General features: G+C 55.6%; 23 protein-coding genes and 1 other annotated feature. Of the genes, 21 read left to right on the top strand and 2 right to left on the bottom strand.

The features are described 5' to 3' along the window. Positions 1–255 precede the first annotated feature (255 nt). A complete protein-coding gene (locus tag M655_RS18780) occupies positions 256–1,065 on the top strand; it encodes a HipA family kinase (protein WP_286085858.1) in 810 nt (269 codons plus the stop codon). A gap of 25 nt (positions 1,066–1,090) precedes the next feature. Here the strand turns inward: M655_RS18780 and M655_RS18775 are convergent, their stop codons facing one another. Next, on the bottom strand, positions 1,091–1,783 hold the full coding sequence (locus M655_RS18775) for an alpha/beta hydrolase (protein WP_005826529.1): 693 nt from the start codon (positions 1,781–1,783) through the stop codon (positions 1,091–1,093). A gap of 119 nt (positions 1,784–1,902) precedes the next feature. On the opposite strand from M655_RS18775, the gene M655_RS18770 reads away from it, so the two are divergent. The 11 genes from M655_RS18770 to M655_RS18720 all read left to right on the top strand — a co-directional run bounded on the left by M655_RS18770 (position 1,903) and on the right by M655_RS18720 (position 13,684). Next, positions 1,903–2,715, top strand: coding sequence for an alpha/beta fold hydrolase (locus tag M655_RS18770; protein ID WP_005826527.1), 813 nt, complete (start codon positions 1,903–1,905; stop codon positions 2,713–2,715). 65 nt (positions 2,716–2,780) lie between these two features. Further along, the gene (locus tag M655_RS18765) at positions 2,781–4,655 is read left to right on the top strand and encodes a bifunctional metallophosphatase/5'-nucleotidase (protein ID WP_005826525.1); all 1,875 of its coding nucleotides are present in this window, start codon (positions 2,781–2,783) and stop codon (positions 4,653–4,655) included. A 126-nt stretch (positions 4,656–4,781) separates the two neighbouring features. Then, complete coding sequence (locus M655_RS18760) at positions 4,782–5,111, top strand: PadR family transcriptional regulator (RefSeq protein WP_005826524.1); 330 nt, start codon at positions 4,782–4,784, stop codon at positions 5,109–5,111. Next, entirely contained in the window at positions 5,098–5,649 is a 552-nt protein-coding gene (locus tag M655_RS18755; RefSeq protein ID WP_005826522.1) for an HAAS signaling domain-containing protein, read from the top strand. The genes M655_RS18760 and M655_RS18755 overlap by 14 nt, the downstream gene beginning before the upstream one ends. A gap of 1 nt (position 5,650) precedes the next feature. Beyond that, complete coding sequence (locus M655_RS18750; protein ID WP_005826520.1) at positions 5,651–6,499, top strand: DUF4097 family beta strand repeat-containing protein; 849 nt, start codon at positions 5,651–5,653, stop codon at positions 6,497–6,499. Between the two features lie 139 nt (positions 6,500–6,638). Then, positions 6,639–7,676 (top strand): uroporphyrinogen decarboxylase, encoded by a 1,038-nt coding sequence (gene hemE / locus M655_RS18745; protein ID WP_026558430.1) that lies wholly within the window; start codon positions 6,639–6,641, stop codon positions 7,674–7,676. A 16-nt stretch (positions 7,677–7,692) separates the two neighbouring features. Next, the gene (gene hemH / locus M655_RS18740; RefSeq protein ID WP_005826517.1) at positions 7,693–8,625 is read left to right on the top strand and encodes a ferrochelatase; all 933 of its coding nucleotides are present in this window, start codon (positions 7,693–7,695) and stop codon (positions 8,623–8,625) included. 12 nt (positions 8,626–8,637) lie between these two features. Beyond that, on the top strand, positions 8,638–10,047 hold the full coding sequence (gene hemY / locus M655_RS18735) for a protoporphyrinogen oxidase (protein WP_005826515.1): 1,410 nt from the start codon (positions 8,638–8,640) through the stop codon (positions 10,045–10,047). A 175-nt stretch (positions 10,048–10,222) separates the two neighbouring features. Next, positions 10,223–11,689 (top strand): LysM peptidoglycan-binding domain-containing protein, encoded by a 1,467-nt coding sequence (locus tag M655_RS18730; RefSeq protein WP_026558429.1) that lies wholly within the window; start codon positions 10,223–10,225, stop codon positions 11,687–11,689. A 14-nt stretch (positions 11,690–11,703) separates the two neighbouring features. Continuing rightward, complete coding sequence (locus M655_RS18725; RefSeq protein WP_005826512.1) at positions 11,704–12,702, top strand: YutH/CotS family kinase-like spore coat protein; 999 nt, start codon at positions 11,704–11,706, stop codon at positions 12,700–12,702. Then, positions 12,689–13,684 (top strand): YutH/CotS family kinase-like spore coat protein, encoded by a 996-nt coding sequence (locus M655_RS18720; protein WP_007782449.1) that lies wholly within the window; start codon positions 12,689–12,691, stop codon positions 13,682–13,684. Before M655_RS18725 ends, M655_RS18720 begins: the two co-directional genes overlap by 14 nt. Before the next feature lie 39 nt (positions 13,685–13,723). Here M655_RS18720 and M655_RS18715 read toward each other — a convergent pair whose 3' ends face one another. Beyond that, positions 13,724–13,909, bottom strand: coding sequence for a YszA family small membrane protein (locus M655_RS18715; RefSeq protein ID WP_025847019.1), 186 nt, complete (start codon positions 13,907–13,909; stop codon positions 13,724–13,726). A gap of 184 nt (positions 13,910–14,093) precedes the next feature. On the opposite strand from M655_RS18715, the gene M655_RS18710 reads away from it, so the two are divergent. From M655_RS18710 to M655_RS18670, 9 genes are all read left to right on the top strand, one after another. Next, positions 14,094–15,902, top strand: coding sequence for a PP2C family protein-serine/threonine phosphatase (locus M655_RS18710; RefSeq protein WP_026558428.1), 1,809 nt, complete (start codon positions 14,094–14,096; stop codon positions 15,900–15,902). A 26-nt stretch (positions 15,903–15,928) separates the two neighbouring features. Next, positions 15,929–17,167 (top strand): ATP-binding protein, encoded by a 1,239-nt coding sequence (locus M655_RS18705; RefSeq protein ID WP_007782442.1) that lies wholly within the window; start codon positions 15,929–15,931, stop codon positions 17,165–17,167. Positions 17,168–17,274: 107 nt separating this feature from the next. Further along, complete coding sequence (locus M655_RS18700; protein WP_005826498.1) at positions 17,275–17,625, top strand: STAS domain-containing protein; 351 nt, start codon at positions 17,275–17,277, stop codon at positions 17,623–17,625. 33 nt (positions 17,626–17,658) lie between these two features. Further along, positions 17,659–17,898: a binding site (T-box leader), on the top strand. Between the two features lie 42 nt (positions 17,899–17,940). Continuing rightward, complete coding sequence (locus M655_RS18695) at positions 17,941–20,613, top strand: valine--tRNA ligase (RefSeq protein WP_005826497.1); 2,673 nt, start codon at positions 17,941–17,943, stop codon at positions 20,611–20,613. A gap of 43 nt (positions 20,614–20,656) precedes the next feature. Then, positions 20,657–22,030 carry a bifunctional folylpolyglutamate synthase/dihydrofolate synthase gene (locus tag M655_RS18690; RefSeq protein WP_005826495.1) on the top strand — a complete coding sequence of 458 codons (1,374 nt, stop codon included), beginning with the start codon at positions 20,657–20,659 and terminating at the stop codon, positions 22,028–22,030. A 1-nt stretch (position 22,031) separates the two neighbouring features. After that, positions 22,032–23,414 carry a UDP-N-acetylmuramate--L-alanine ligase gene (gene murC, locus M655_RS18685; protein ID WP_005826492.1) on the top strand — a complete coding sequence of 461 codons (1,383 nt, stop codon included), beginning with the start codon at positions 22,032–22,034 and terminating at the stop codon, positions 23,412–23,414. A gap of 230 nt (positions 23,415–23,644) precedes the next feature. Beyond that, the gene (locus tag M655_RS18680; protein ID WP_005832344.1) at positions 23,645–24,637 is read left to right on the top strand and encodes a ketoacyl-ACP synthase III; all 993 of its coding nucleotides are present in this window, start codon (positions 23,645–23,647) and stop codon (positions 24,635–24,637) included. Between the two features lie 118 nt (positions 24,638–24,755). Next, positions 24,756–26,048 (top strand): hypothetical protein, encoded by a 1,293-nt coding sequence (locus M655_RS18675; RefSeq protein WP_005832346.1) that lies wholly within the window; start codon positions 24,756–24,758, stop codon positions 26,046–26,048. A 171-nt stretch (positions 26,049–26,219) separates the two neighbouring features. Continuing rightward, on the top strand, positions 26,220–26,459 hold the full coding sequence (locus M655_RS18670) for a DUF4321 domain-containing protein (protein WP_005832348.1): 240 nt from the start codon (positions 26,220–26,222) through the stop codon (positions 26,457–26,459). Position 26,460 lies beyond the last annotated feature (1 nt).

Raw genomic sequence — 26,460 nt, 5'->3', positions numbered from 1 at the left:
GCGTGTACGAAAAACATAAGCAAGCACCTCCTGTCGGAAGGCAGGAGGTGTTTTTTTCTGTAAAGAAACCCGTCATCTAGCAGGAATTGGCAGGGCGTCTGAGAATACAGTAGCGACGGTTCCTTCCCCTCCGCTAAAAGATGAGGGATCAACACCTGTTTTTCCTTTTGGCCAAAGGTCTTGTTCTTTTTGGTTTCACCATTCAGAACCCAAGTCCGTATGATGTAAAAAATGCAGGGACGAGGTGTACGAGTGGTGAGACTGAAGTGGCGCTATCGAAAGCGCCTGCGTAAAAAGTATGGCCGACTGATCTGGAAGGTGAAAAATCGCAAGGGGCGAAAAGGCTTTTTCAAGTCGACCGTTCATCGGTATCCTCGCAGAAATTACCGCCTTCTCGTTGCCAACGAGTACATTGCCGCCCACCTGGCGAAAAGTCTCGGCTTGCCTGTGGCGCGAGTCATTCAGGCCCATGTGCGCGGACCGCGCGGCCGGATCAGGCGCGGCCTCATTTCGATGCAGGTCAAGGGCGGCCAGGTCATTCCGTGGAAAAAGGCGAAAAAGAAGCTGCTGAAAAAGCCGCACAAGTACGTCAAGCAGGCCAAAAAGCTGGCCCGCCTGGTCGCTTTTGACGCCTGGATTCTCAATCCGGACCGATCCGACCACAACCTGATTCTCCACAAGAAAAAGTCGGGGAAGAAGTACAAGTGGTACGGAATCGATCATGGGATTTCCTTGTTTGGTAATCCTACTAAATGGAATCTCCGGCGGGCCAAGAAGAAGTTTTCCTGCAAAAAAGCCTACAAGTTTTGCCTGCATTCCGGCGACAAGAAAAAGCAGCGCATTCCGAGAGGCTTGAAGCGGTTTACGCGCGACAACCGCAAGCAACTGGGGAAAATGGTGAAAAAGATTCAGGCGATGCCTAAAGGAAAGCTGAAAAAAGCAATCAGAAGAGTACCGAAAGGGTTGCTGACCAAAGCAGAAAAAAAGTTCATCCAAAAAGTGCTGCTCTGCCGCCGCAAGCACCTGAAAAAAGCGTTGAAGCGAGTTTCCAAGCATTTTGCCTGAACCGCGCTCTGCCAGGTGGTCGCTGTCAGCTTCCGGCGTGGGCGTCCAGCTCCCGTTCTACAAAGCTGTCCAGTTCGTCCATGACCGACTGCAATACGGCCAGAGAACGGGAAACATCAAGTCCCACGTCCAAGGAATGCTTGGCCCCGTCAGGCAGATAAAGACGAACGTTTGGCCTGGAGGAGGCTATTTTTTCAAGCGCAGTTGGCTGGTAGTAAGGGTCTTGCGTGCCGGAGACAAGCAGTACTTGCTGCTTGACAGAGAGCAGATCGGCTACGAGCGATTCCTCTGTCAGCAAGGGCGTCAACAGAACGGCTGACGTGCGGGAAAACGCAGAGGCATGGAGCAGGCCGCACGCAATCGGAATCGTCCCGATAGACTTTCCGAGGAAAAAAATTTGTTCGTACGCCCGCTTGCCGAGCACATGAGAGACAAGCCGCTTTGCGTCTGCTTGCAGCCACGCGCTTTTTTCGGCGAATGGACTGTTCCAAAAGGCCGCGTTGTCTTGTCCGAACGAATAGTGTACGTGGACGATATCTACCTGCTTGCGCAAAAAAAGCATCGTCGAATAGTACAAATACGGTTTGTCGAAGGAATAGCTGGCGCCGGGAAAGAAAAAGCAAAGTGCGCGGGACGGTGACTCGCCCGCCTGGATCAAGGTATAAGGAATGCTCTGTCCATCTGGGCCGGCGACGGAATCTGCTATTGTCTGAATCAACGAGTCAAGCACCTCTCTTTACCAAATTCGGTTGTGGGCATTTTTTCCAATCATACAGACAGCAAAATCTGCTGGCAAGCAAAAAAGACGGAAACGAAAGCAGAAAGGAGCAGATTCAGATGAAAAAAGAAGCACAACTGACAAACGGCGTCCAGCTCGCGTATGTGGAGGAAGGAGCAGGAGAGCCGCTCATCTTGCTGCACGGCTTCTGCGGCAGCCTGCATTATTGGGACAAGCTGGTGCCGCTGTTGGCCCGCTCGCATCGCGTGATCGCCGTCGATTTGCGCGGCCACGGACATAGCTCCGCGCCGGATGAAGCGTATTCGATGGAACGGTTCGCCGAAGACATTGCGCTTTTTGCAGCGGCAGCGGGTCTGGACAAGTTCCACCTGTTCGGGCACTCGCTCGGCGGCTACATTACGCTCGCTTTTGCCGAAAACTACGCGGACAAGCTGCTCAGCTTCGGACTGGTTCATTCCACGCCATATCCCGACGACGAGGCGGCCAAGGCCAATCGCAACAAAGGAGCCGACAGCATTCGCGAACACGGCATGGAGCCGTTTATCAAGGCGCTCGTCCCCAAACTGTTTGCCCCGCAGCATGTCGCGTCGATGACAGCGGAAGTCCAGGCTGCCAAAGAAATAGGCGTCGCGACCAGCCCGATCGGGGCGATTCAGACGTTGTATGCCATGCGTGATCGAAAAGACCGCAATCACGTCCTGCGGGAAACGACGCTCCCAGTGCTGTTGGTCGCAGGCGCAGAGGACCAGATCATTCCGGTAGCCAAAACGTTTACGGTACAAAAAAGCAACGTTGTCGAAGCGCTTTTGCCGGATGCAGGGCACATGGGAATGCTCGAAGCGCCGGAACAGCTTGCCGAAGCGATCGGCGGCTTTGTCGAAAACAACAGGAAAAGCGCACCATTGTCCTAGCAAATTTTGCTATAATAAAAGAGATATCCTATCTATTTTTCCATATACGAGAGGGGAATTAGAGAATGAAAAAAGCACGTCGAATTATGATGACAGCGTTTGCATCTGTCGTATTTGCATCGCTCTTGTCTACCTCTGCACTCGCGGCTCCGCTGCATCCGGTCAAGCACGTGGACTGGATGGTGAAAAAAGCGATCGTCACCGCCGGACAAAATGGCGATTTGGCTCTGGATCGCGCTGTTACGCTTGCGGAGGCAGCGGTTGTTTTCTCCAAGCTCAAAGGCGCACAAATCGGGGCAGCAGCAAAAGGCGCGCACTGGGCGACTCCTTATCTGGACTGGGCAAAAGGACAGGGCGCGGTAAGCCAGGACGACTTCAAAAATCCGGGTCAAGTGCTGACCTCCGCGAAGCTGGCGCAAGTGGCCGAAAAGCTCGGCTACAAAATCGCGCTCGACAATAAAGCGACCGTGACGCGCGGCGAATTTTTCCAGGCGTTGGGCGATGCGGCAACGACCCACATCACGATCGCGCATACAAACGATACGCATGGACACATCCAGGAAGACAAAACGCAAAAGGAATACGGCTTTGCCAAAATCGCGACCTTGCTGAAGGAATGGCGCGCGGAAAACGACAACTTCCTCTTGCTGGACGCGGGTGATACGTTCCAAGGCACCATTTTCGTGAACCAGTTCAAAGGAGAGTCTGTCGTTCCGATCCTGAACAGCCTCGATTACAACGTGATGGCTGCGGGCAACCACGAGTTTGACTTCGGCTACGAGCAACTGCTTAAGCTGCGCGACATGCTGGAGCATCCGGTCATTTCCGCAAACGTGTTCAAGGCGGATGGCAAAGAGTTGCTGTTGCCGACCTTCAAGGCGGAGATCGGCGGCAAAAAGTTCGGGTTCGTCGGCTTTGTCGCGGAAGACACGCCTGTGCTGACACACCCTGACAACGTCAAGGGCCTGACCTTCAAAAATCCGGTCGAGGTAGCGAAAGTCGTTGTCCCTGAGCTGAAAAAAGAAGTAGATCACGTCATCGTCGTTTCCCACATCGGGGTGGACGTAGACCGCGAAATCGCGAAAAACGTGCCTGGCATCGACCTGATCGTCGGCGGCCACTCCCATACTCCGCTGACAACGCCTGAGCTGGTAAACGGCACCTACATCGTCCAAGACTGGGAGTACGGCAAATCGCTCGGACGCGCTGACCTGTACTATTTGGGCAAAGAGCTGGTAGCGTTCAGCGGCGGTCTGAAAGAATACGATGAATCCGTCGTGGCAGACCCGGAAATTGACAAAATGGTTCAGGAAATTGTGAAAAAAATTGATACCGTCATGAATGTGGTGATTGCGAAATCCGAGGTTCCGCTCGATGGCGACCGCACGCTTGTCCGGGCGAAGGAAACGAACGTCGGCAACCTGATTACCGACATCATGCTCGAGCGCACGCAATCCATCAAAGGATACGAAGCGGATGTAGCGCTGGCAAATGGCGGCGGTATCCGCACGCAGCTTGCGGCAGGCGACATCACGAAAAAAGACTTGTACACGCTGCTTCCGTTCGAAAACAACACGCTGGCGATCGTGGAAGTGACAGGGGCAGAGCTGAAGCAAGCGCTGGAGAACGGCGTGAGCCAGGTGGGAACAGGCGCAGGACGCTTCCCGCAAATCAGCGGCATGAGCTTTACGTACAACCCGACCAAGCCTGCAGGCGAGCGTGTTCTGGAAGTGAAGGTTGGCGACAAGCCGCTTGATCTGACCAAAACGTACAAAGTCGCGACCATCGACTTTTTGGCAGCAGGTGGAGACGGCTATGAATCGTTCAAAAAGCCGTTCTTCAACACAGGCTTGTCCATGTACAGCATCGTGGAAGAAGGTCTGATGAAGCGCAAAGTGGTCAATCCGAAAGTAGAAGGCCGCATCGTCGAAGTAAAATAAGCTGGCAGGGAAAACATGCGTGTGAGAGAGGACAGGGAGAAAAGCCGGCTCCCTGTCCTCTTATATCATAAAGTACCTTGCAATATACAGTACCTCTTTGGTAAGCTTTGACATGGGTGATGTGCATTGAACGTACAGTTTAAAAAAGGGGTCCTGGAGCTGTGTGTTCTCGTTTTGACAGCGAAGCAGGACAGATACGGCTACGAACTGGTTGCGAGCATCTCGGAGCGGTTTCATATCGCCGAAGGGACGGTGTATCCTTTGCTGCGGCGCTTGACCCAGGAAGGCTTTTTCATAACCTATTTGGCAGAGTCGCAAGAAGGGCCGCCGCGAAAATATTATCAGCTAACGGAGCGGGGGAGACAGTACATGAACGATCTCGTGCTGGAATGGCGAATATTCAATCGCGGCGTCAACGAAATGATAGAGGAGGGACTGGGCTATGACAAGGCGTGAGTTTATGGACGAGTTGGGGGCATTGCTTGGCGATTTGCCGGACAAGGAGCGTCTGGACATTCTCGCTGATTATACTGAACATTTTTTGATCGGGATCAAGCAGGGGAAAAGCGAACACGAAATTGCCGACAGCCTGGGCAGCCCCAAAGCGCTGGCGAGAGAGCTGCTTGCGGGCTACCGGATCGATCAGGCGCAGTCCAATGCGTCCGTGGGCAACATGTCCAGAGCGATCATTGCCACGATCAGTTTGGGCTTTTTCAACCTCGTGTTCGTCCTGGGGCCGTTTTTCGCGCTGATCGGCGTGCTGATCGCCTGCTACGCCGTCTCCTTGTCGCTTTTGGTGGCGCCGCTCGGCATTTTGATGGAATACGGGTTTCCCGCGCCGTCTCAGGAACGGCTTTTGCTTTTGTTCGGAAGTCTCGTTTCGCTTGGGCTGGGGGGAATGCTGGCGGTAGGCTTGCTGCGGCTGACGAAGTGGCTGTACCGTCTGTTCCTGAAGTATCTGCAGTTTAACGTGCAGATGATTAGGGGGAAATAAGATGAAGAATTGGGGAAAAAAGCTGTTCGGCATAAGCTTGCTGCTGTTTGTCGTGGGAGTGTGCGGGCTCGTCTGGCTGTTTGCCAAGCAGGAGCACTTCGCGTTTTCCTTAAAGAAAATAGAGGAGCAGCGCATCATCGAGCAGCCGTTCAAGGCGGTGGCCGTAGAGACGGGAACAGCGGATCTCGTCATCACGCCTACGAAAGCGGCACAAGCGACCGTGCGTCTGACAGGGGAAATCTCGGAGCAGCAAAAGGAACGGCTGCAATGGACGAGCGAGGTCACGGAAGACGGAACCTTGCGCGTCCAGGTGCAGGAAAAGCTGCACGTCAGCCTGTTTTATCCAGGTAGCGGGGAGTTGAAGCTGGAAATCATGCTGCCGGAAAAAGAGTACGAGAGCATCCGGCTGGAAACGGCTACGGGGGATATCAAAAGCGGAGCGCTCACGGCGAAAACGGGGGAAGTGTCGTCCAGCACAGGTGATGTCGATTTGACCGGGTATGCCGGAGAGCGCCTGGACGTGCGGACAGATACGGGCGATCTGAAGCTGGCCGGTATTCGCGCCAGCCTGAACATCGACAGCTCCACGGGCGAAATCGACAAACTCGTCTTGCCCGAGTTGACGCGCGATGTAACCGTGCGCACGGATACGGGCGATGTGCGGATTGCGGTGGAAAAGCAGCCGGAAGCAGCGCAGTTGGAGCTGGCATCCGACGTGGGCGACATCGAGGTCAAATGGGCCACCCTTTCCTATGCGAAAAGAGAAGAGCAAAACATCAAGGCTTCCGTAGGGACTGGCGGTCCAAAGCTGTCCGTGAAGACTTCTACGGGAGATATCCGCATTCAATAGAAGAAGTTTGGCAACAATGATGGATAGGATTGGAAACGCGCGAAACGAAAAGATTTTGACACAAAAGAGCCATTACTTGTCGAATGCCCAGTGGTATCATATTGGTGGGATAGATTATTGTGCAAAGAGAGGTTTATTCATGACTTCCAAACCATTTAACGATACGTTTTTGAAAGCATGCCGCAAAGAGGCGACAGAGCGTGTCCCTGTCTGGTACATGCGCCAAGCCGGACGCTATCAGCCCGAATACCGCGCCATCCGCGCGAAGTATAGCTTTTTTGAGATGAACTACATACCGGAAGTATGCGCCGAAGTGACCCGTCTGCCTGTCGAGCAGTTGGGCGTGGATGCTGCGATTTTGTTTGCCGACATCATGACGCCGCTAAAGCCGATTGGAGTCGACGTGAACATCGAGTCGGGAATTGGGCCTGTGATCGGCAATCCGATTGAATCGTTGGCGGATGTAGAGCGTCTGCTCGATCTGGAGCCGGAAACGCACGTGCCGTATATTTTGGAATCGATCAAGCTGTTGCGCGAGCAGTTGTCTGTTCCGCTGATCGGCTTTGCGGGAGCGCCATTCACGCTCGCCAGCTACATGATCGAGGGCGGTCCTTCCAAGTATTACCACAAGACAAAGGCGTTCATGTACACCGAACCTGCTGCGTGGCAGGCATTGATGGAAAAGCTCGGCGACATGACGATCACCTATCTGAAGGCACAGATCAAGGCCGGCGCCCAAGCGGTACAGGTGTTTGACTCCTGGGTAGGCGCATTGAACGACGAAGATTACCGCGAGTACATAACGCCTGTGATGACGCGAATTTTCCAGGCGCTGAAAGAAACCGGAGTGCCGACGATCTACTTCGGAATCGGGGCAGGCCATCTTTTGCTGGATTGGAACCGCTTGCCTGTCGATGTTGTCGGTCTGGACTGGCGCACCTCGATTACGACTGCGCGCAACATGGGCGTGACCAAGACGTTGCAGGGCAACCTCGACCCGACGCTGTTGCTTGCTCCGTGGGAGAAGCTCGAAGCCAAAGCAAAAGAAATTCTCGACGAAGGCACGAAGCAGCCGGGATTCATTTTCAATCTGGGGCACGGTGTATTCCCTGACGCCAAAGTAGAAACGTTGCAAAAACTGACCGCATTCATCCATAGCTACAAAAGGGACGTGTGACCAGGAGGGGTATGAGATGTCAAAGCCAAAAACAGGGCTTTTGCTGATGGCGTATGGAACGCCGCGCAGTCCAGAAGAAATTGAGCCGTACTACACGCACATTCGCCGTGGCCGCAAGCCGCCGCAGGAGCTGCTTGACGACCTGCGGGCGCGCTATGAGGCGGTAGACGGCCTGAATCGGTTTGCGGACATCACGGACGAGCAGGTGCGCGCGCTGGAGCGGGAAATGAACGAGCGCTACCCGGACCGGGAGTTTGTCGGCTACCTGGGGCTGAAGCATATTGCGCCGTTCGTGGAGGATGCGGTGGAGCAAATGAAGCGCGACGGGATTACCGAGGCGATCAGCCTGGTGCTCGCTCCGCATTACTCCAGCTACAGCGTCAAAGAATACAACGGCAGAGCTTGCGAGCATTCGCAAGCGATCGGCGGACCGACAATCAAGAGCATCGACAGTTGGTACAGGGAGCCGGGCTTCATTGAGTACTGGGCAAAAGCGATCGAGGACACGTTTGCCTCGATGCCAGCCGAAGAACGCGAACAGGCCGTAGTCATCTTCTCCGCGCACAGCCTGCCGGAAAAAATCTTGAAATCCGGGGACCCGTATCCGCAGCAACTGGAGGATACCGCCAAGCTGATCGCCGAGCAGGCAGGGATTGCCCGGTACGCCATCGGCTGGCAGAGCGCCGGCAATACGCCGGAGCCGTGGCTCGGCCCGGACGTCCAGGATTTGACGCGAGAGCTGTACGAGGCGCATGGCTACCGCTCCTTTGTCTACTGCCCGGTCGGCTTCGTAGCGGAGCATCTGGAAGTTTTGTACGACAACGATATGGAGTGCAAGGCAGTAACGGAAGAGCTGGGTGTTCATTACCATCGTCCGCCGATGCCTAACGCCAGACCTGCGTTTATCTCCTGTCTGGCTGATGCCGTCGGGAAAAAGCTGGCGAACTAGGGGATGAAGCACATGAACGAGAAAGCTTGTCATGTCACGATTGTGGGCGGCGGCATCACTGGATTGACCGCTGCTTTTTACTTGCAAAGGGAGATCGAGGCGAAGCGCCTGCCGATCCGCTTTCAACTGATCGAGGAACAGGACCGTCTTGGCGGCAAAATCAAGACGTGGCGGCACGAAGGGTTCGTCATCGAGCTGGGCCCGGATTCCTTTTTGGAGCGGAAAACAAGCGCAGGCGAGCTGGCGGCTGACCTCGGGCTTGCCGATGAGCTGGTTCGCAACAGTACGGGGCAGGCGTACATCTGGCACAAGGATCGGCTGATGGCGATTCCGGAAGGGGCCGTGATGGGCGTGCCGACCAGGCTGATGCCTTTTGTGACGACCGACCTGATCTCCTGGCCGGGCAAAATTCGCGCAGCGCTTGATCTGATTTTGCCCGCTTCCAAAGGCAACGAAGACATTTCCGTAGGGGAGTTTTTTCGGCGCAGGCTCGGTGACGAGGTCATTGACAACCTGATTCAGCCGCTTTTGTCCGGCGTCTACTCCGGCGATCTCGACAACCTCAGCTTGCTCGCGAGCTTCCCGCAGTTCGCGCAAATGGAAAAGCAGCATCGCAGCCTGATTTTGGCGATGAAGCATTCCCGCCCGCAGGCGAAGGCGCAGGGCAAGCCAAAAGGCATTTTCCTGACGCTCGCGAACGGATTGCAGTCACTCGTGGAAGGCATCGAAAAAAGCTTGCCTAGTGAAGTGTTGCAAAAAAACAGCGGGATAGCCAAGCTGGAAAAGCAGCCGAACGGCAAGTACACCCTCGTTTTGAAAAACGGCCAGGTGATCGAGACGGACGCTGTCTTGTTCACCGTGCCGCACGCGGTTTCGGAGCCTCTGCTCAGGCCGTACGCCAGCGTGCCTGCTCTGCCGACCGCCAAGCCGCACATGGTGGCGACGATTGCGATGGCATTTCCGGAGAGCGGGATCGAGCTGGGGATGGAAGGGACAGGCTTCATCGTGCCGCGGCACTCGGGCGCGACGATCACGGCGTGCACGTGGGCGCATCGCAAATGGCCGCACATGGCGCCGCCAAACAAAGCGCTCTTGCGCAGCTTTGTCGGAAGAGCGACAGAGCAATCGTTCATGCAGATGAGCGACGAGGAGATTTTGGAGGTCGTGCTGCGCGATTTGCGCAAGATCATGACGATTCGCCAGCAGCCCGAGTTTTACAGCGTGACGCGCCTGCAAAATGCGATTCCGTACGTAGTCGGCCATCAGGCGTGGGTGAAAGATGTGAAGCAGAAGTTGCAAACGAATTTGCCGGGGGTACTGGTGGCAGGCGCCTCCTACGACGGAGTGGGCGTGCCTGATTGTATCGCGCAAGGAAAAAAAGCCGTTTCGGAATTGATCGCATCTGTGCAACCGGGGAGATAACCCCGGTTTTTCCTTTTTTCGGTGCTAAACGGCTCGTCCTGTCCATATAGTATAGGGAAATGTCCTGCACTTGGTCGAGAAAAGGCGGGTTGCCTTGAGTATCGACCTTGGCGCAACAAGGCGTCGCCCAAAAAAAGCTTGGCGAAGCCAAGTTTTCGAAAAAGGAGGAGCACGAATGGCGTTACAGGATGGGCTGCTTTCGTTTGCCATCAAGGAGACCATTTTCCTCTCATCCGATAGAGCCGGAATCGGCGAATTGCAAGAGCTGGAATTGGTACCCGATGTAGAGGTTCTGGAAAACGACTCCTACGTCTCCATCACGGGCTGCTTGCAATTGGTAGGAAAATACGAGCCGATCAGGGAAGCCACAGAAGCGAACAGCGGCGGGACGGAAACGCTGGTTGAGGCCTTCACTTTTCCGCCATTTCGCCAGGAAGTGTCGGAGGAGGCGCAATACGGCTGGGAGGAACAGATCGGCCATCGCATACCGTTGAACATCACCATTCCGTTGGACCGGATCGCGGAAATCGGCGACATTTATGCCATCGTGGACAGCTTTGACTACAAGCTGGAATCCCCGCATCAAATGTTGATTGACGCCGACCTGAAGATCATGGGGATACTGCTCGGCGACAGTCAGACACAGCCGGCTTCCGCCAACCAGGAGTCAGCGGAGGGGGCACAGGCCTGGGAGTATGCCCGTGTAGCGGACGAGACGCTGCAAGCGCACGCTGCGCCTTCTTCCCTGGACGAAATCGAGGAAAAGCTGAGCGCTTTGGAGGAGGAGCTGGAGCGGGAAGCATTGCCGGCGTCCTATGATTCGGCTGAATCGCCTTCCGTGTTCGACGCCCCTGCGATCGCCTACAACCAGCAGGAGGAGTACCAGCAGCAATACGGGGAAGTGCAGGAGCAGTACGGCGAGGTGCAGGAGGTGTCCAGGAGCGAATCGCAGCAGCCTTGGATCGCAAATCCGGCCGCCTACGGCTCAGATGCGCAGGCAGAGGCCCAGTATGATTCCCCGGCGTACGATGCGCTTGCCTATCGCGATATTCAGACGACAGAGCCTGTCAAAAGGCAGCCGGAAAAAGAAGAGCCGATTTTGGCGATTCACGAGCAGGACGATGTGGATTACGCTCAGGTCGCTACCGATCCAGCCGAGTCCGAGTCTCTCTACGAAGCGGAGCAGGTGCAGGAAGTGCATGCGGACGGCGAGGAAGAAGCGGCAGAGCCGGTAGTCGCGCAGCCGGAAGCGGTGGAGGAGACAGAGCTCAAGGTAGCCATCTCGGGCAAGGCATCCCGCGAAGAGCAGAGCAACGTCAACATTACGTCGATTTTCTCGCAGGCTACGCGCGCCAAGCAGGAAGCGCAGGCGATCGAGGCGGAATCCTCGTCCAGTTCCTCCCGGCAAAGCGCGTCCGTCAGCACCAGCCCGGCGACCGTGGAGGCGATGCAAAATCTCACTTCCTTTGTGCGGCGCAAGGAGGAGAGCACGAGCCAGTTGAAAATGTGCATCATCCAGCGCGACGAAACGCTGGAGCATATTTCCCAGAGATACCAACTGCCCGTTTCCAAAATCGTCGAAGTGAACAGGCTGGCTTCCGAGCAGGTTGTCGCGGGACAAATTTTGTACATCCCACAATAAAGGAGTGGGGGACCGTGGATAAGATCGATCTCTCCGAAGTGTGCCAGCATTATCGAGCGCGCGTGATCCGCATCACGCCGCTCGATGACTGCTATTTACTGGAGACTAACCGGGGCCCCAAGGAACTCCACGTCTGGCCGCGTGTGGATGTGATGCGCTGGTCGTTTGCCTGGCGCGAGCGATTGGCTCGTCAGGGGTTTCGCGCAGTGGAAAGGTTTATACGGACGCGAGACACCAAGCCGTTTCTGGTTGTGGGCAAGCGCGGTGTAACGATGACCGATCACGTCAGGCACATCGAAGCCTGCGAGCCTCGCGCCGAACTTGCCCGAAGCTGCGGCAGAGTCATCGGGATGATGCATCTGTCCCAGCAGGAGAGTCCGCTTCTCTCCGGCGCGGATTACTTGAAGCAGGAGCAGATCGCCGCCGACGCAAAGTGGACGCGGACCAAGGCTTTCGCCGAAGCGTTCCGCAGCAAGCACGGACGCGAGCCGGGAGAAAAAAGGTGGGTAGCCGAGCTGATGCAGCCGATGCTGCAGCGCATGGAGCGTTCCTCGGCCATGCTTTCGCATGAAAGCGTAGCGCCGGATACGGTCAGCGTGTCGCACCGGGAGTTGCAGCGGGACAATTGGGGCATGGTGAAGGGCGAGCTGTACTTGCGGGGCTTTTTTCGGCCAGCTTTGTCCGTGCAGCAGCGCGATGTGGCAAGCTTTTTGCGGGATCATTACTTGACGCACAAAGACATCGGCCAGATTGACGCCTTTTTGGACGGATACGAGGAGGTCAAGCCGCTCAGTTACGGAGACTATATTTTGCTGCTCGCCTTCATGGCTCGTCCGCGCGAGGTGTACAGAAGCATCGAAGCTTATACGAAGCGGGTTGCAGGCAAGGAAGAGGCTTCTGTCAAAGCGATTGAACAGGCTCTGCGCATCCAGGAGTCCGTCGACCAACTGCTGCAGCACATTGCCTACCGGGCAGAGCAATCGAGGAGGGAGGGAGTACATGAGCCGCTATGACGAGATCTACCCGTTGTTCCAGGAGTACGACATGTACGCGCAGAGCATCGAGCCGCTGAAGGAACCGAACGTGTACAAGGCGGCGACTCCCTATGGCTCCTACGTCTGCAAACGGTCCAATATGCCTGCCAAGCGGCTGGTTTTCGTAAGCGACATGCTGCGCCAGTTGCAGCAGCGCGGCTGGGACGGGGCGGTTCCGTTCACGTACACGAAGTTCGACGATCCGTTTGTTGCGCTCGGGGACTCGCTGTACTACGTGACGCCCTTTCAGCCGGGGAACGAGGAGTGGACCGAACAGCCGCTGGCCTGGGCTACCCCGGCGATCGAGCGGCTCGCGGAGTTGCACCATCTGACGCAAAATTACCGCTTTGACGACCCGCGGCAGGTGGAGCCGCTGATCGACTCGCTATTAAACCGTTGGCAGTATTGGCAAAACCAGATGGAAAAAGCGGCGGAGGTAGCGGGAGGGCGGAAGTACCAGTCGCCGTTTGACCTGGTGTTTTTGGCCAACAAAGGGTTTATTACGGAGATGAGCCAGACGGCGACCGAGCTGTTGACGGACTGGAAGGAGCGGCACGAGACGCATGCGCATTTTCGCTTGTCGCTCATTCACGGCTATCCGCATCCGGCGCATATCGTGCCGGATCGCTTTGGCAAAGGAAAGCTGCTCAATTTTGACCGGGCCAGCTTCGATACGCCTGTGCGCGACCTCACACTGTTTTACCGGACGTATTTTCAACTGGCGGGAGATGAAGCAGGCGCCTCCCAGCTTTATCATCGCTACGCTGCCATCTTCCCGTTGCGGCCGGAAGAAATCGAGCTGTTGGCATCGTTTCTCTCGTACCCGGAACGGATCATGAGAGACATCGACATCTACTACCACAACCGCAGGGAGTGGAGCGAGCTGTACGCGGTGAAGCGCCTGGAAAAAGATATGGACCGCCTGATGCGTCTGCATCGCTGGGTCCAGCAAGCCTTTTAACGAGCAACGTCTCACAAGGTGGGGCGTTGCTTTTTGCATTTACAGCCACTCCAGGACGATGGCGACGTACAGCACGGCAAGCAGACCGAGCAGAATCACGTCAAACGAGGTGGGAAACAGGACGGTGCGGATGAACTGAAAAATCATCAAAGGGATCAGCACTTGTTTGCACCCGTATTTGATTCGCAGGTAGGTAGGGTTATACTTCCAGCGAAAATTCATCATCGGCATATCACCTCATTTCAGCATATGCGAGGCTTCCTGGGACAGTGCCTATATTTCCTCGGACAAAGGCCGGTTTCGCCCGAGGCGTATTTTCTCTACGCCAGTTGTGACACAGGTTTGAGAATGGGAGGAAACGGGAACGTATAGGGCAGGAAGGCCAGGACGAACTTGTAAAGGTGAGCAGATGATCTGGAAAATAGCACTCTACTTGTCAGGAATAGGTGCAGGTGTGTACTTGATTCGCTTATCCTACGGCTTGCAACGGCAAGCGCAGAGAGGGTTTGACCTGTCTTTGCTGCACGGCATCGGGCTGGTGGCCTGGGGGATCGGCAGCTTGCTCGTGCTGTCTTTTGCCTGGTGGGGCCACGGGCTGGGGGTGCCGGTCTGTACAGGGACGTATCTCGCAGGGATCATCTCGCTTGTCTTTTTGCTGCAGACGCACAGACGCTTGCGCCAAAAGACGGAGAGCGAAGGCGCACACGTGGAGTCGCAGCTTTTGCTGGACTGGCAGAGGATCACGCGGCAGCATACGGGGATGGTGCAGGTCATTCTGCTGGTCATAGCCGCGTCTTTGCTCGCGCTGCCCGAGATGCCGCTTTATGTTAAAGGGGGACTGGCGGTCGCCATAGCTTACATGAGTGTTCTTGCATACTTAAACAATCGGGACCATCACTATTTGATGACGGAGACATTGTCATCGGTGAGCACGCTCGAATCGAGGCTGACCCAGCAGCTCGCGCATTCCGAATGGATGAACCAGCAATTGTCGCTCGTCGGGGAACTGAAGCAAAGCTATGAGGGACTGTTGATTGCCAGCAACAAAATCAGCGTGAGCGACGTCCATTACGATAGCATTCACCAGTTGACCAGCGAGCTTGTCGACGCCTGGTTTGGCCAGATTCATACGCTCGTCTATTTGGGCATAAGCTGGGAGTCCGAGCAGGGGGATGTCTATTTTCACACCGAGCGCGGCAAAAGAGCCGATCGAGGTGCGGTTCAGTTTATCGAGGAGCGCATCGTCGTCTCGGAGCAATGGGACACGGCCAAAACGCCGCGGTACGTCAGGCTGGTGGCGCAAACCGCTATCGGCGAGCACGATATGGAGACAAAAGAGCTGGAGCAGTCCTTTTTTCAACTGCTGCTTGTGAACGTGAGAGGACTGATCTTGCGGTGTCTGCACGAACATCAGTCGACAGAGCTGAAGGAGCTGGAGCTGGGAATGGGCCTGGCCCGCCGAATCCAGTCGATGCTGATTCCAAAAGAGGAATGGCAAGTGAACGGCCTGCGCGCCAGGACGGTCTACGTGCCCGTCACCTACGTCGGGGGAGACTACATTGATTTTGTGCGCATCAATGAGCGCTACACCTGTTTTATCGTGGCAGACGTATCGGGACACGGCTTGCCCGCGAGCATCTGGGCGACGGGGATTCGGATTGCGGTTCGCGCCGTTTTGCAGACGAGCTGGTCACCCGATGAAATTTTGCAGCGGCTAAACCAGCTACTGTATGCCGATCTGGCGAAAACCCGCTCGTACATTACGATGCTTGTCGCGGTCTACGATGCGACCCGCCACGAGTTGCTGCTTGCCAGGGCGGGCCATCCGCAGCCGATCTATTTGTCCAGCACGCAAAAAAACGTCTTGCGCTGCCGGGGCGGGGTAGGACTAGGGCTTTTGTCCGATAGCACCTATCAACTGGAAGAAGTACCCTTATTAGAAGAAGGTATATTGCTACTATACACAGATGGATTGTTGGATACGGGAAGAAAAGACGTGCTGCGCAGCTCTCACGGCCTGCTCGAAGATCTTGCCGCCCTGCTGGACGAGCCAGGCAAAGAAGAGACGATGGAACGCGTCGAATCGTACCTGTGGGCGATGACGCGCCAAGGCCAGCAAACAGACGACATCTCCGTTTTGATTTTGCAGTTTCAATCCGGCTCTCATGCCGGACAACGAAGAAGTGAAACTCCCGCACTGATGGAGTACCCGAGCTGAAGCGCCCGTGAATAGGAGGATGAACGGTGATTCTGTGTGAACAGTGTCCGGACAATCCCGCTTGTCGCAACTGTCTTCTTGAGCTCCGTTCCGGCGGGTCTGCCCAAAAAGTGCTGCCGCCGCGCAAGGTGAAGGTGACGGAGCTTGCGACAATGGAAACAAGTCAAGCCCAATTGATAGCAGTCAGCCGGACAGCTATCGGCCTGCTTAGTTCGACCAAAAAGTTGCATGGACGCATGGAGGTCGAGCTCGCTTTCGATTTTCGCATTATCGGCAGCGGGCTGCAGGGAATCAACGGTGTTCCTTACTATGTCGTTGATATCGAGAAGGTTTTGCGCAAGGAAGAAGTGCTGGAACGGTTGCTTCTGGAAGAATTTCATACGTGGCATATGTGCAACGAGTTGAATCCTACAGACGTATTGCATAGTTATAAAGATCGGGATGACGAGCGAGGCCGTCTCATCAAGCAGGAGCTGCAGAAGCTGTCCATCCTGCGCCAGATCGAGACGATTTTCCTCTATCTGCTTGACGATGGCAAAGTGCGTCCGCTCGGCTCGAACCGTGCGGCCCCCGATGTCGAGGGGGAAATGCAGCGCCTGATTGGTGAGGCGACCGTCCACGGCAACTCCTTGCGGGAACAGATTGTCAGTCACGACGGGAAAAAAGTGTTTGAAATGTACGCGTCGATTTTGCCGGATCGCACCTGTGGGATCGCCCTGATTGACGTGACGGCTGCCATCGCGGAAGAACGCAGAAGAAAACGGCGCGAGTGGGAAATATACAGAGACATTCTCGGCGTGGTCACGGCAGGCAAGCTGCTGTTGCTAAGCGACGAGGAGCTGTTTTTTCTGCTGCGCGAGGGGCACAAATCGCTCGCGATGGACATTCAGGCGCCGGAGGATTTGGCTCTGCTCAGAAGGTCGTTCAAGCGCACGCTGGAGCCGCTGGGGTTTGTCGCCAAACGTTTTTTGCACTTTCTCGTCGCCGTCAACGAGGCGGCTTCGAACACGCTCAAGCACGGCAGCGGAGGAACGATCACGCTCTATATCGCCCACGATCAAGATTTGTGCCGGGTGGTCATCCACGACCAGGGCCAGGGCATTTTGCTCGAAGATTTGCCGCGGGCGACGTTGCAGCAAGGATTCTCGACGCGCAATTCGCTGGGAGCGGGCTTTCACGTCATGTTGCAATACTGTGACCGGATTTATTTGAGCAGCACGGCGGCTGGAACGAAGCTGATTTTGGAGTGTGCGCTGACAAGCTGATGAACATTGGAGAAAATACCAAATGTTTGCAAGTCGGGTGAAGCGGGTAACATGAGTGAGAGAGAACAAAATCAGCTACACCGATACCTATTGAGAGGAGTTTGAGCATGGACTACCGAGCAACAGAGACGAACGGACAGGCTACGCTGTTTTTCGCCGGAGAGCTGGACATGGCTGTGGGAGATCGAGTGGGTGAATTGCTCCAGCAGTACGGAGGGCGCAATCATTCCGTTACCGTCGATTTTCAAGGTGTATCCTTTGTAGATTCTTCCGGTATTGGAAGTCTGTATTTTACTACGAAAGAACTGCTTGCTTCTGGCAAACAGGTAGAGATTGTCAATGTCCGCGAAGAAATTTTGGATATTTTAAGCGTACTGGGCTTTACCGAGGCGCTGGGCATTACGGTGGGAAAAGTGGGCGAAACCGGGTTTGACGCGAAACAGCGTGATTGTATATAATAAGCAAAGGCAACGATACCACAATTACATATCGAATCAACGATGATCGGGAAGAGTAGGTCAGGAGCCCTTTGCAGAGAGGAGAATCAGATGCTGGAAGATTCTCTAAGGAGAGATGGACTGAAGGTCGCCCGGGAGTTGTTTTTGGTGAACACGATGTGTCTAGCCAAAAGCGGTTCGCAGCCGTTATCTTGTTTGAGGGAACATACGCTGGACTCTTCTTGCCGTATGTTAACAAAGGTGGTACCGCGAAATAATCCTTTCGTCCTTTGGATGAAGGGTTTTTTTATTTTTCCTAGAGGAGGAAGCCTACCCATGTCAACTCAGCCAACAACCGACATCGACCAATTGCTGCCGAAGAACTACGACCCGAAGGCAGCCGAAAGCAAATGGTATCCGTACTGGATCGAAAAGCAGTTTTTCAAGGCGGAACGCGACCCGGCGAAGCGTCCGTTCACGATCGTGATCCCGCCTCCGAACGTGACGGGCAAGCTGCACTTGGGCCATGCGCTCGATACGACGCTGCAAGACATCATCACCCGCGCAAAGCGGATGCAAGGCTACAGCACGCTGTTTTTGCCTGGGATGGACCACGCCGGGATCGCTACGCAAGCCCGCGTAGAAGCGACGCTGCGCGAAGAGGGCATCTCGCGTCACGACCTCGGCCGCGACAAGTTCATCGAAAAAGTATGGGAATGGAAGCACATTTACGCTTCGCACATCCGCGAGCAGTGGGAAAAGCTGGGTCTTGCGCTGGACTACTCCCGCGAGCGCTTTACGATGGATGAAGGCTTGTCCAAAGCTGTGCGCGAAGTATTCGTCCGCCTGTACGAAAAAGGGCTGATTTACCGCGGCAACCGCATCATCAACTGGGACCCGGCTGCCCGTACCGCCCTGTCTGATATCGAGGTCATTTACAAGGAAGTAAAAGGCGCCCTGCACCATATGCGCTATCCGCTCGCTGACGGCACAGGCTACATCGAAGTGGCGACGACCCGTCCGGAAACGATGCTGGGCGATACGGCTGTCGCTGTCCATCCGGAAGACGAGCGCTACAAGCACCTGATCGGAAAAACCGTCATTTTGCCGATTGTCGGTCGCGAAATCCCGATTGTCGCGGATACGTACGTCGATCCAGAGTTCGGCTCCGGCGCGGTAAAAATCACGCCTGCGCACGATCCGAACGACTTCGAGCTGGGACTGCGCCACCAACTGCCGCAAATCGTCGTCATGGACGAGACTGGCACGATGAACGAGCAGGCAGGCATCTACAAAGGGCTGGACCGTTTTGCCTGCCGCAAGCAAATCATCAAAGACCTGACAGAGCAAGGCGTCATGTTCAAAATCGAGGAGCACATCCACCAGGTAGGCCACAGCGAGCGCAGCGACGCCGTTGTAGAGCCGTATTTGTCCACCCAGTGGTTCGTGAAAATGCAGCCATTGGCTGACCTCGCGCTTGCCAACGCCAACAGCGAAGACAGCGTCAAATTCGTTCCGGAGCGCTTCAAGACCAACTACCTGCGCTGGATCGAGAACATTCGCGACTGGTGCATTTCCCGCCAGCTCTGGTGGGGCCACCGCATTCCCGCCTGGTACTGCCAGGAGTGCGGCGAGACCGTCGTCTCCCGCGAAGATGTCACCGAATGTCCGAGCTGCCACAGCCACAAGCTGGAGCAGGACAACGACGTGCTCGATACCTGGTTCTCCTCTGGTCTGTGGCCGTTCTCCACGCTCGGCTGGCCGGAAGAGTCCGAGGACATGAAGTATTTCTATCCGACAAACGTCCTCGTAACCGGCTACGACATCATTTTCTTCTGGGTAGCGCGCATGATGTTCTCCGGTCTTGAGTTCACCGGAAGAAGCCCGTTTGAATCCGTGCTGATTCACGGCATTATCCGCGACTCCGAAGGCCGCAAAATGTCCAAGTCGCTCGGAAACGGCGTCGATCCGATGGAAGTGATCGAAAAATACGGCGCGGATGCCCTGCGCTTCACGCTGGCGACAGGCAACTCGCCAGGGAACGACCAGCGCTTTTACTGGGAAAAAGTCGAGGCGAACCGCAACTTCGCCAACAAGATTTGGAACGCCTCCCGCTTTGCCCTGATGAACCTGAGCGGATTTACGTACGACGACATTGATCTTAGCGGCGAGCTGTCGACGCCAGACAAGTGGATTCTCTCCCGTCTGCAAGCGACCATCGCTGACGTGACGCGCCTGTCCGACGCATTTGAGTTTGGCGAAGCGGGCCGCGTGCTGTACAACTTCATTTGGGATGACCTGTGCGACTGGTACATCGAGATGGCGAAGCTGCCGCTGTACGGCAGTGACGAAGCAGCGAAAAAGACGACGCAATCCGTGCTCGTGACGGTGCTCGACCAAACGCTCAAGCTGCTCCATCCGTTTATGCCGTTCATCACCGAGGAAATTTGGCAGGCGCTGCCGCACCAAGGCGAGAGCATTACCGTAGCACCTTGGCCGACGGTGAACGAACAATGGATTTTCACCGAGGCGGAGAGCGAGATGACCATGCTGATGGAAATTATCCGCAGCGTGCGCAACATCCGTGCTGAAGTAAACGTGCCGATGTCCAAAAAAATCGAGCTGTTGATTAAGCCAAGCGATGCGACCTCTGCGGCTCGTCTGGCGCGCGGCGAAGAGTACATCGCCCGTTTCTGCAATCCGGAGACGCTCACGATCAGCGCGGAGCTGGCGATCCCGGAAAAGGCGATGTCTGCGGTTGTGACAGGAGCGGAGCTGTTCTTGCCGCTGGCTGGCCTGATCGACATCGAGCAAGAGCTGAAGCGACTGGAAAAAGAACTGGCTACTTTGCACGGCGAAGTGGAGCGGATCGAGAAAAAGCTGAACAACGCCGGCTTTATGGCCAAGGCACCAGAAAAAGTCGTGGAAGAAGAAAAAGCGAAAATGGCTGACTACATGGAAAAACGGGATAAGGTCATCGCTCGCCTTGCCGAACTGAAGGGCGAATGATCCGCCGTACCAACGCATATTTTTGAGAATGGAGCATTTTGGTATGCATGCTGAAGCACAATTTGTTGAATACAAAGAAGCGCTCGACTGGCTGCATGGACTGCTTCGCTTCGGTCAGCGGCCGGGGCTTGAGAGAATGCAGTGGGTACTTGAGCAACTGGACCATCCGGAACGGAGAATCCCGTTCATCCATGTGGCAGGCACCAATGGAAAAGGCTCGACGTGCGCGTTCCTGACGCAAATGCTGATGGAGGCCGGCTACAGTGTCGGCACGTTCACCTCGCCTTATCTGGTAGATTTTCGCGAGCGCATTCGCTACAACGGGAGCATGATCGAGGAAGCCGATCTGCTCCGGCTGGTGAATGAAGTCAAGGTCTTGATCGAGCGCTGCGAGCGCGAGACGGAATTTGGCTCGCCTACAGAGTTTGAAGTCATCACGCTGATCGCCATTCTTTATTTTTCGAGAGTGGCGAGACCGGCTGTCGTCGTCTGGGAGACGGGGCTGGGAGGACGGCTGGACTCGACGAATGTCGTGCTGCCGCTTGTCTCCGTTATCACAAATATTGGCATGGACCATACACAGGTGTTGGGCGATACCTTGGAGGAGATTGCCCGCGAAAAAGCTGGCATCATCAAGCCGGGCGTACCTGTCGTCACGGGCGAGACCCGACCGGAAATACTCGCCGTACTCAAGGAGCGGGCTGCTGAGACGAAAAGCACCGTGTACAGCTTGCAGGAGCATTTCTTTGCCGAACAGGTAGAAGAAGAGCTGGGGCAGCAGCGGATTCGCTACAGCAGCATCCATCGGCGCCATGAAGCTACCTATCGCTTGACCATGAACGGCATTCATCAAACGGCAAATGCAGCGGTCGCGTTGATGACCATTGATGTCTTGCGCAACTATTTCTCTTTCCTGCTGGAGGAAGAAGAAATATCCCGTGGTTTGCAACAAACACGCTGGCCTGGTCGTCTAGAAGTCGTCTCGCCAAGACCGCTTGTGATCTTGGACGGGGCACACAACCAGGAGGGAATGGAAGCACTCGCCAATAGCCTGGAGCGGCTTTTGCCGAACGATGCAGGGCTGCACCTGCTGTTTTCCGGCTTGGCTGATAAGCCGCTTTCCGAGATGGCAAAAGCGCTGGCGCCCGTAAAGGCGAAAATCAAGTCGCTGAACGTGACGGAATTTGACTTTCCGCGTGCAGCAGCGGCAAGTACGCTGCGCGATGCGTTTTTGCAAGGCGGATGGGCGGAGGAAAACCTCGAAGCCGTCCCGGACTGGCGAGCGTTTCTCCTTTCTTGGATGCGGGAGAAGCAATCGGCGAAAGCGGATGACTGGTTGGTCGTCTGCGGTTCGCTCTACTTCATCGCCCAAGTGCGCGCATTCTTTCCCACTACAGTAGAAGAGGCAGGTGAATAGGGTGGATCAGGCTAGGCACGTCCACTTTGTGGGCATCGGCGGATATGGCATGAGTGCCATTGCCCGCGTCTTGATCGACCTTGGATACAAGGTAACCGGCTCCGACGTCGCCATGAACGAATTGGCGAAGAAGCTGGAAGCGAGAGGGGCGGTCGTTCATATCGGCCATAATGCTGCCCACGTGGAGGGAGCAGACATCATTGTTTACTCTACCAGCATCCCCAAGGACAATCCGGAGGTAGTCGCAGCAGAAGCGAAGGGAATCCCGGTCATGCACCGTTCCCAAATGCTCGCCCGCATCTTGAACGAACGAACAGGTGTAGCCGTTGCCGGAGCACACGGCAAAACGACCACGACCTCCATGATTTCGCACGTACTGGAGGAGTGCGGGGTAGACCCGACCTTCATCATTGGCGGAGAGCTGATGAATGCAGGGACAAACGCCAAGGCAGGGACGAGTGATTTTGTCATTGCCGAAGCGGACGAGAGCGACGGTTCCTTTTTGGAATACAGACCGATGTACGAAATCGTGACCAGCATCGAGCCGGACCATCTGGAGCATTTCGACGGCGATTTCAACAATTTGAAACAGGCGTACGTCCAGTTTTTGAGCCATCTGAAGCCGGGCGGCAAAGCGATTTTGTGCATAGATGACTCGCACGTTCGCGAAGTGATGCCGTCTGTCGCAGGCACGGTAGTAACGTATGCGATCGATCCGGCTTTTGTGTCGCAGGCCGAGTTTCGCGCCGTGTCGATCGAGTGCGGAGATCGCCGCAGCACATGCCAGGTGTATCATGGAGAAAAACTGCTCGGGACGCTCGCGCTGACGGTTCCGGGCAAGCACAATATTGCCAATGCGCTGGCGGCGATCATCGTCTGCCTGGATGCAGGGCTGTCGTTTGAACAGATTGCCGAGGCACTGACTTCGTTTCGGGGAGCGAAGCGCAGATTCCAGATCATCGGAGAGGCGCGCGACATTCTCGTGGTGGACGATTACGCCCACCATCCGACAGAGATCATTGCGACGTTGAACGGAGCCAAGGCGTCCGGCCGACGGGTCATCGCTGTCTTCCAGCCGCAGCGCTACACGCGGACGTATTTCCTGATGGATGAGTTCAGCCGTGCTTTTTCACAGGCTGACGAAGTCATCGTTACGGATATTTACTCCCCGGCTGGCGAAGCCAAAATCGAAGGGGTAAGCTCTGAGGTGCTAGTTCAAAAAATCCGCACCAACAGCCACCCGCGGGCGCAGTACATCCCGACGAAGGAGCAGATGCAGGAGCAGTTGGTCAAGGAATTGCAAGCTGGCGACCTGGTGCTGACCATGGGCGCGGGAGACATTTGGAAGTCCGCCTACTGGCTGGCAGAAAAGCTGGAAAAATAACAGCAGCACGAGTGCTGCAAAGAAGAAAGACTTGGTTCGGAAGCGGAGCCAAGTCTTTTTTCATACAGAAAAGAATTTATAAGATTCTTATCCAGTATAAGTGCAACTAAGGCTGCGCCAAAGGCTTGGCGCAGCCTTAGTTTTCTAATGCGCAAAAGCATAAATTAGTACCAGGTATTAATATCTAGTGTTATAATGTAGTCACAAACAAGCAGAGGTGATGATTCGATATGATGAACGCAAATGCTATTCCTTCCCGAATAACGGCGATCGGCACCTACGTGCCAAGCGGTGTGCTTCGCAATGCCGATCTGGAAAAGATGGTGGAGACGTCCGACGAATGGATTTTGCAGCGAACGGGCATCCACGAACGGCGCATTGCAGCAAAAGATGAGTTTACAAGCGATTTGGCGATTGCGGCCGTAGAGAACATGGCCGCTGCCTATGGCAAAAACCTCACAGACGTCGACTTGATCCTCGTGGCCACGAGCACGCCGGATTTTCCGTTTCCGAGCGTCGCCAGCCAAATCCAGGCTCATTTCGGCATCGCGCAGGCGGGCGCCATGGATCTTTCCGCCACATGTGCCGGGTTTACGTACGCGCTGCACACCGCGAACGCGATGATCGCCTCCGGGCTGCACCGCAAAGTGCTGGTGGTGGCAGCCGAAACGCTTTCCAAGGTGACCGACTACACCGACCGCACGACCTGCATCCTGTTTGGCGATGGAGCGGGTGCAGTGCTGGTGGAAGCCGACCCGGACGCTCCCGGTTTTCATGCTGCCTATTTAGGCTCGAAGGGAGACGGCGGCATTCACGTCTACCGCTCGGGGCTGTCGACGAGCATGGATGGCAGAGAGCTTGCGGGGAATGGCTGCATCGTGCAAAACGGCAGAGAAGTGTACAAGTGGGCGGTTACGACGGTGCCGACAGGCATGCAGGAGGTCGCAAGCCGCGCAGGCATTGCGCTCGATGAGGTGGATTGGTTCATCCCGCACAGCGCCAATTTGCGCATGATCGAGTCGATTTGCGAGCGCAGCGGCTTTCCACTTGAGAAGACGTTGTACAGCTTGGCCTACTACGGCAACACATCGGCCGCTACGATCCCGCTTGCGCTCGGGCTGGGCATCGAGCAAGGCAAGGTAAAGGCGGGGGACAAAATTTTACTCTACGGCTTCGGCGGGGGACTCGTTCACGCCGGGCTGCTTTTGACCTGGCAGCCGTAAGCTTTGGCGAAAAAGCTTCGCCGCTGTGCTAGAGAATTTGCTAGATTTGCTAGATCGCAGTCATAACCCGTCCCGCCCAGACGTAAGCTAGTACAAAGAGCCTGCAAGCTGGGAGGGCATGAGCGTGAACGGAGAAAAGAAAAATCATGTAACAGTCAAGATGAACGGCAGATTTTGGGACGAAAAGCGCGAGACCATCAAGCAAGAAGCGAGTGTGAAGCGTACCCCCAAAGACGACACGCCACGGGTAAAAATTCAGGGGCCACCTATCCCTTTTCACGGCACGCTTCCACCGAAAAAGGAAAACGACGCCTGGGAACGCATGATGCAACTGAGAGGGGCCGCGCAGCGGGAGACGAGCAGAGAGCCGGGGCCGATCCTCGATGATTCGCCCGAGCTGGAAGAGACGCAAGAGCAGGAGGAACTTCTGGGAGCTTACAGCAGCTCCGGCAAAAATCCCGCAAAGCGCTTCCTCGCTTTTTGGCCGAAAACTCCCATCTGGCGGACCGTGCTGACGACAGGGGGAGCAGTAGCGATCGGGTTGTTGTTCGGCTTTTTGGTGCTGTCGGTTTTCACGCAGGAGGAATTTTCGCAATCGTATGGATCAGTTTTAAGCGAGACCGTGCAGACGTTGACGGCACAAGAGGCAAAAGGCGGGCAGGCAGGAGGCCAGGAGGCGCTGGCTGGCCCCGGTTCGTCCGAGGCAGGAGCAGGAACTGCAGCCGGCAATACCGCTTCTGGCGAGCAGCAAAATGTCTCGCTGCAAGTGCCGCAGATCAGCATGTTCGTCGCCCAGGCAGGCGTGTTTCAGCCGGACGCGTCTCCACAGTCTGCGGTAGAGCCGCTGGCGAAAGCGGGAATCCCGCACCTTTTGTACAAGGATGGCAGCAAGCAGTATATGTTTGCCGCTGCCGCGCCTACGCGAGATGCCGTGCTGGGCTTTGCCGCCAGCTTGAAAAACAAGGGGATGGACGTGTACGTCAAGGAGTTTGCCTTCCCGGCCTTCCAGGGAGCGGTTCCGGTGAGCAAACCGGCTGCCGCCACGGAAGGGCCGAACGTGCAGCAGTTTTTTGACAATGGCGTGAAGCTGGCGCAGGCGCTCTCTGCCCAATCCGGCCTGATTATCACATCGGGACAGCTTTCTGCCTCGGCGCAGGAGACGGCCGACCTGAAGGAATGGCATCGCCAATTTTTGGAGGAAAGCCGCTTGATTCAGGTGCAGGATGCGTGGAAGCCGCTGTTCGAAGGGATGGTCAACGGGATCAATCAGGCGCTGGCCGCCCGCGACAAGATGGCGGAAGCAAGCGCCGGAAAAAAAGGGGAAAGCGCCGAATCGTACGCGTGGCAAGTACAGGCGGGCGTGCTCGGATATTTGGAGAGCTACGCGAGCTGGGTGCAGTTGGCGCGCTAAAGACAAATAAGCGAGCGCTGATAAGGCTTCCGCAAGTTTTCTTGCAGGAGGCCTTTTCTTTTTATACAGTAACTAGCAAGAGCAAACAGGGATTGTTTCACCCCCTTCCATTTGCTAAACTTATGGTTGGCAAAAAGAGAATCCCTTCGTAAAAGGGAGTTGGGAAAAGGAATGGGGAAAGAAACGCTTACACTCGTGTTTCTACTGGTGAGTGGCCTTTTGTGCGGGAGCATCGTCGGGGAAATTCTCGGTCCCTGGGTGCCTTTTCTGACCAAAAGCAAAACGATTACATGGTCACCTGCGGCAGATTTAGAAATTTTGAAGTACGACCTGAACTTTCAGGTAAAACTAAATCTAGCCAGTATCGGGGGGCTTGCCCTCGCGTTTTGGATACATCGACGGATAAAGTAGG

Source organism: Brevibacillus sp. NSP2.1, from assembly GCF_000470975.2.
GTDB classification, from domain to species: Bacteria; Bacillota; Bacilli; order Brevibacillales; family Brevibacillaceae; genus Brevibacillus; species Brevibacillus agri.
Note: the sequence above shows the minus strand (reverse complement) of the source record. Positions and strands in the feature narration are given on the sequence as shown.

Coding starts and splice junctions, on each gene's coding strand:
- hemE (WP_026558430.1), top strand. CDS start 6,639: ATGACTTCCAAACCATTTAACGATACGTTTTTGAAAGCATGCCGCAAA.
- M655_RS18710 (WP_026558428.1), top strand. CDS start 14,094: ATGATCTGGAAAATAGCACTCTACTTGTCAGGAATAGGTGCAGGTGTG.
- M655_RS18720 (WP_007782449.1), top strand. CDS start 12,689: ATGAGCCGCTATGACGAGATCTACCCGTTGTTCCAGGAGTACGACATG.
- M655_RS18680 (WP_005832344.1), top strand. CDS start 23,645: ATGATGAACGCAAATGCTATTCCTTCCCGAATAACGGCGATCGGCACC.
- M655_RS18730 (WP_026558429.1), top strand. CDS start 10,223: ATGGCGTTACAGGATGGGCTGCTTTCGTTTGCCATCAAGGAGACCATT.
- hemY (WP_005826515.1), top strand. CDS start 8,638: ATGAACGAGAAAGCTTGTCATGTCACGATTGTGGGCGGCGGCATCACT.
- M655_RS18755 (WP_005826522.1), top strand. CDS start 5,098: ATGACAAGGCGTGAGTTTATGGACGAGTTGGGGGCATTGCTTGGCGAT.
- M655_RS18690 (WP_005826495.1), top strand. CDS start 20,657: ATGCATGCTGAAGCACAATTTGTTGAATACAAAGAAGCGCTCGACTGG.
- M655_RS18765 (WP_005826525.1), top strand. CDS start 2,781: ATGAAAAAAGCACGTCGAATTATGATGACAGCGTTTGCATCTGTCGTA.
- M655_RS18670 (WP_005832348.1), top strand. CDS start 26,220: ATGGGGAAAGAAACGCTTACACTCGTGTTTCTACTGGTGAGTGGCCTT.
- M655_RS18695 (WP_005826497.1), top strand. CDS start 17,941: ATGTCAACTCAGCCAACAACCGACATCGACCAATTGCTGCCGAAGAAC.
- M655_RS18675 (WP_005832346.1), top strand. CDS start 24,756: ATGAGCGTGAACGGAGAAAAGAAAAATCATGTAACAGTCAAGATGAAC.
- M655_RS18715 (WP_025847019.1), bottom strand. CDS start 13,909: ATGATGAATTTTCGCTGGAAGTATAACCCTACCTACCTGCGAATCAAA.
- M655_RS18700 (WP_005826498.1), top strand. CDS start 17,275: ATGGACTACCGAGCAACAGAGACGAACGGACAGGCTACGCTGTTTTTC.
- hemH (WP_005826517.1), top strand. CDS start 7,693: ATGTCAAAGCCAAAAACAGGGCTTTTGCTGATGGCGTATGGAACGCCG.
- M655_RS18750 (WP_005826520.1), top strand. CDS start 5,651: ATGAAGAATTGGGGAAAAAAGCTGTTCGGCATAAGCTTGCTGCTGTTT.
- M655_RS18770 (WP_005826527.1), top strand. CDS start 1,903: ATGAAAAAAGAAGCACAACTGACAAACGGCGTCCAGCTCGCGTATGTG.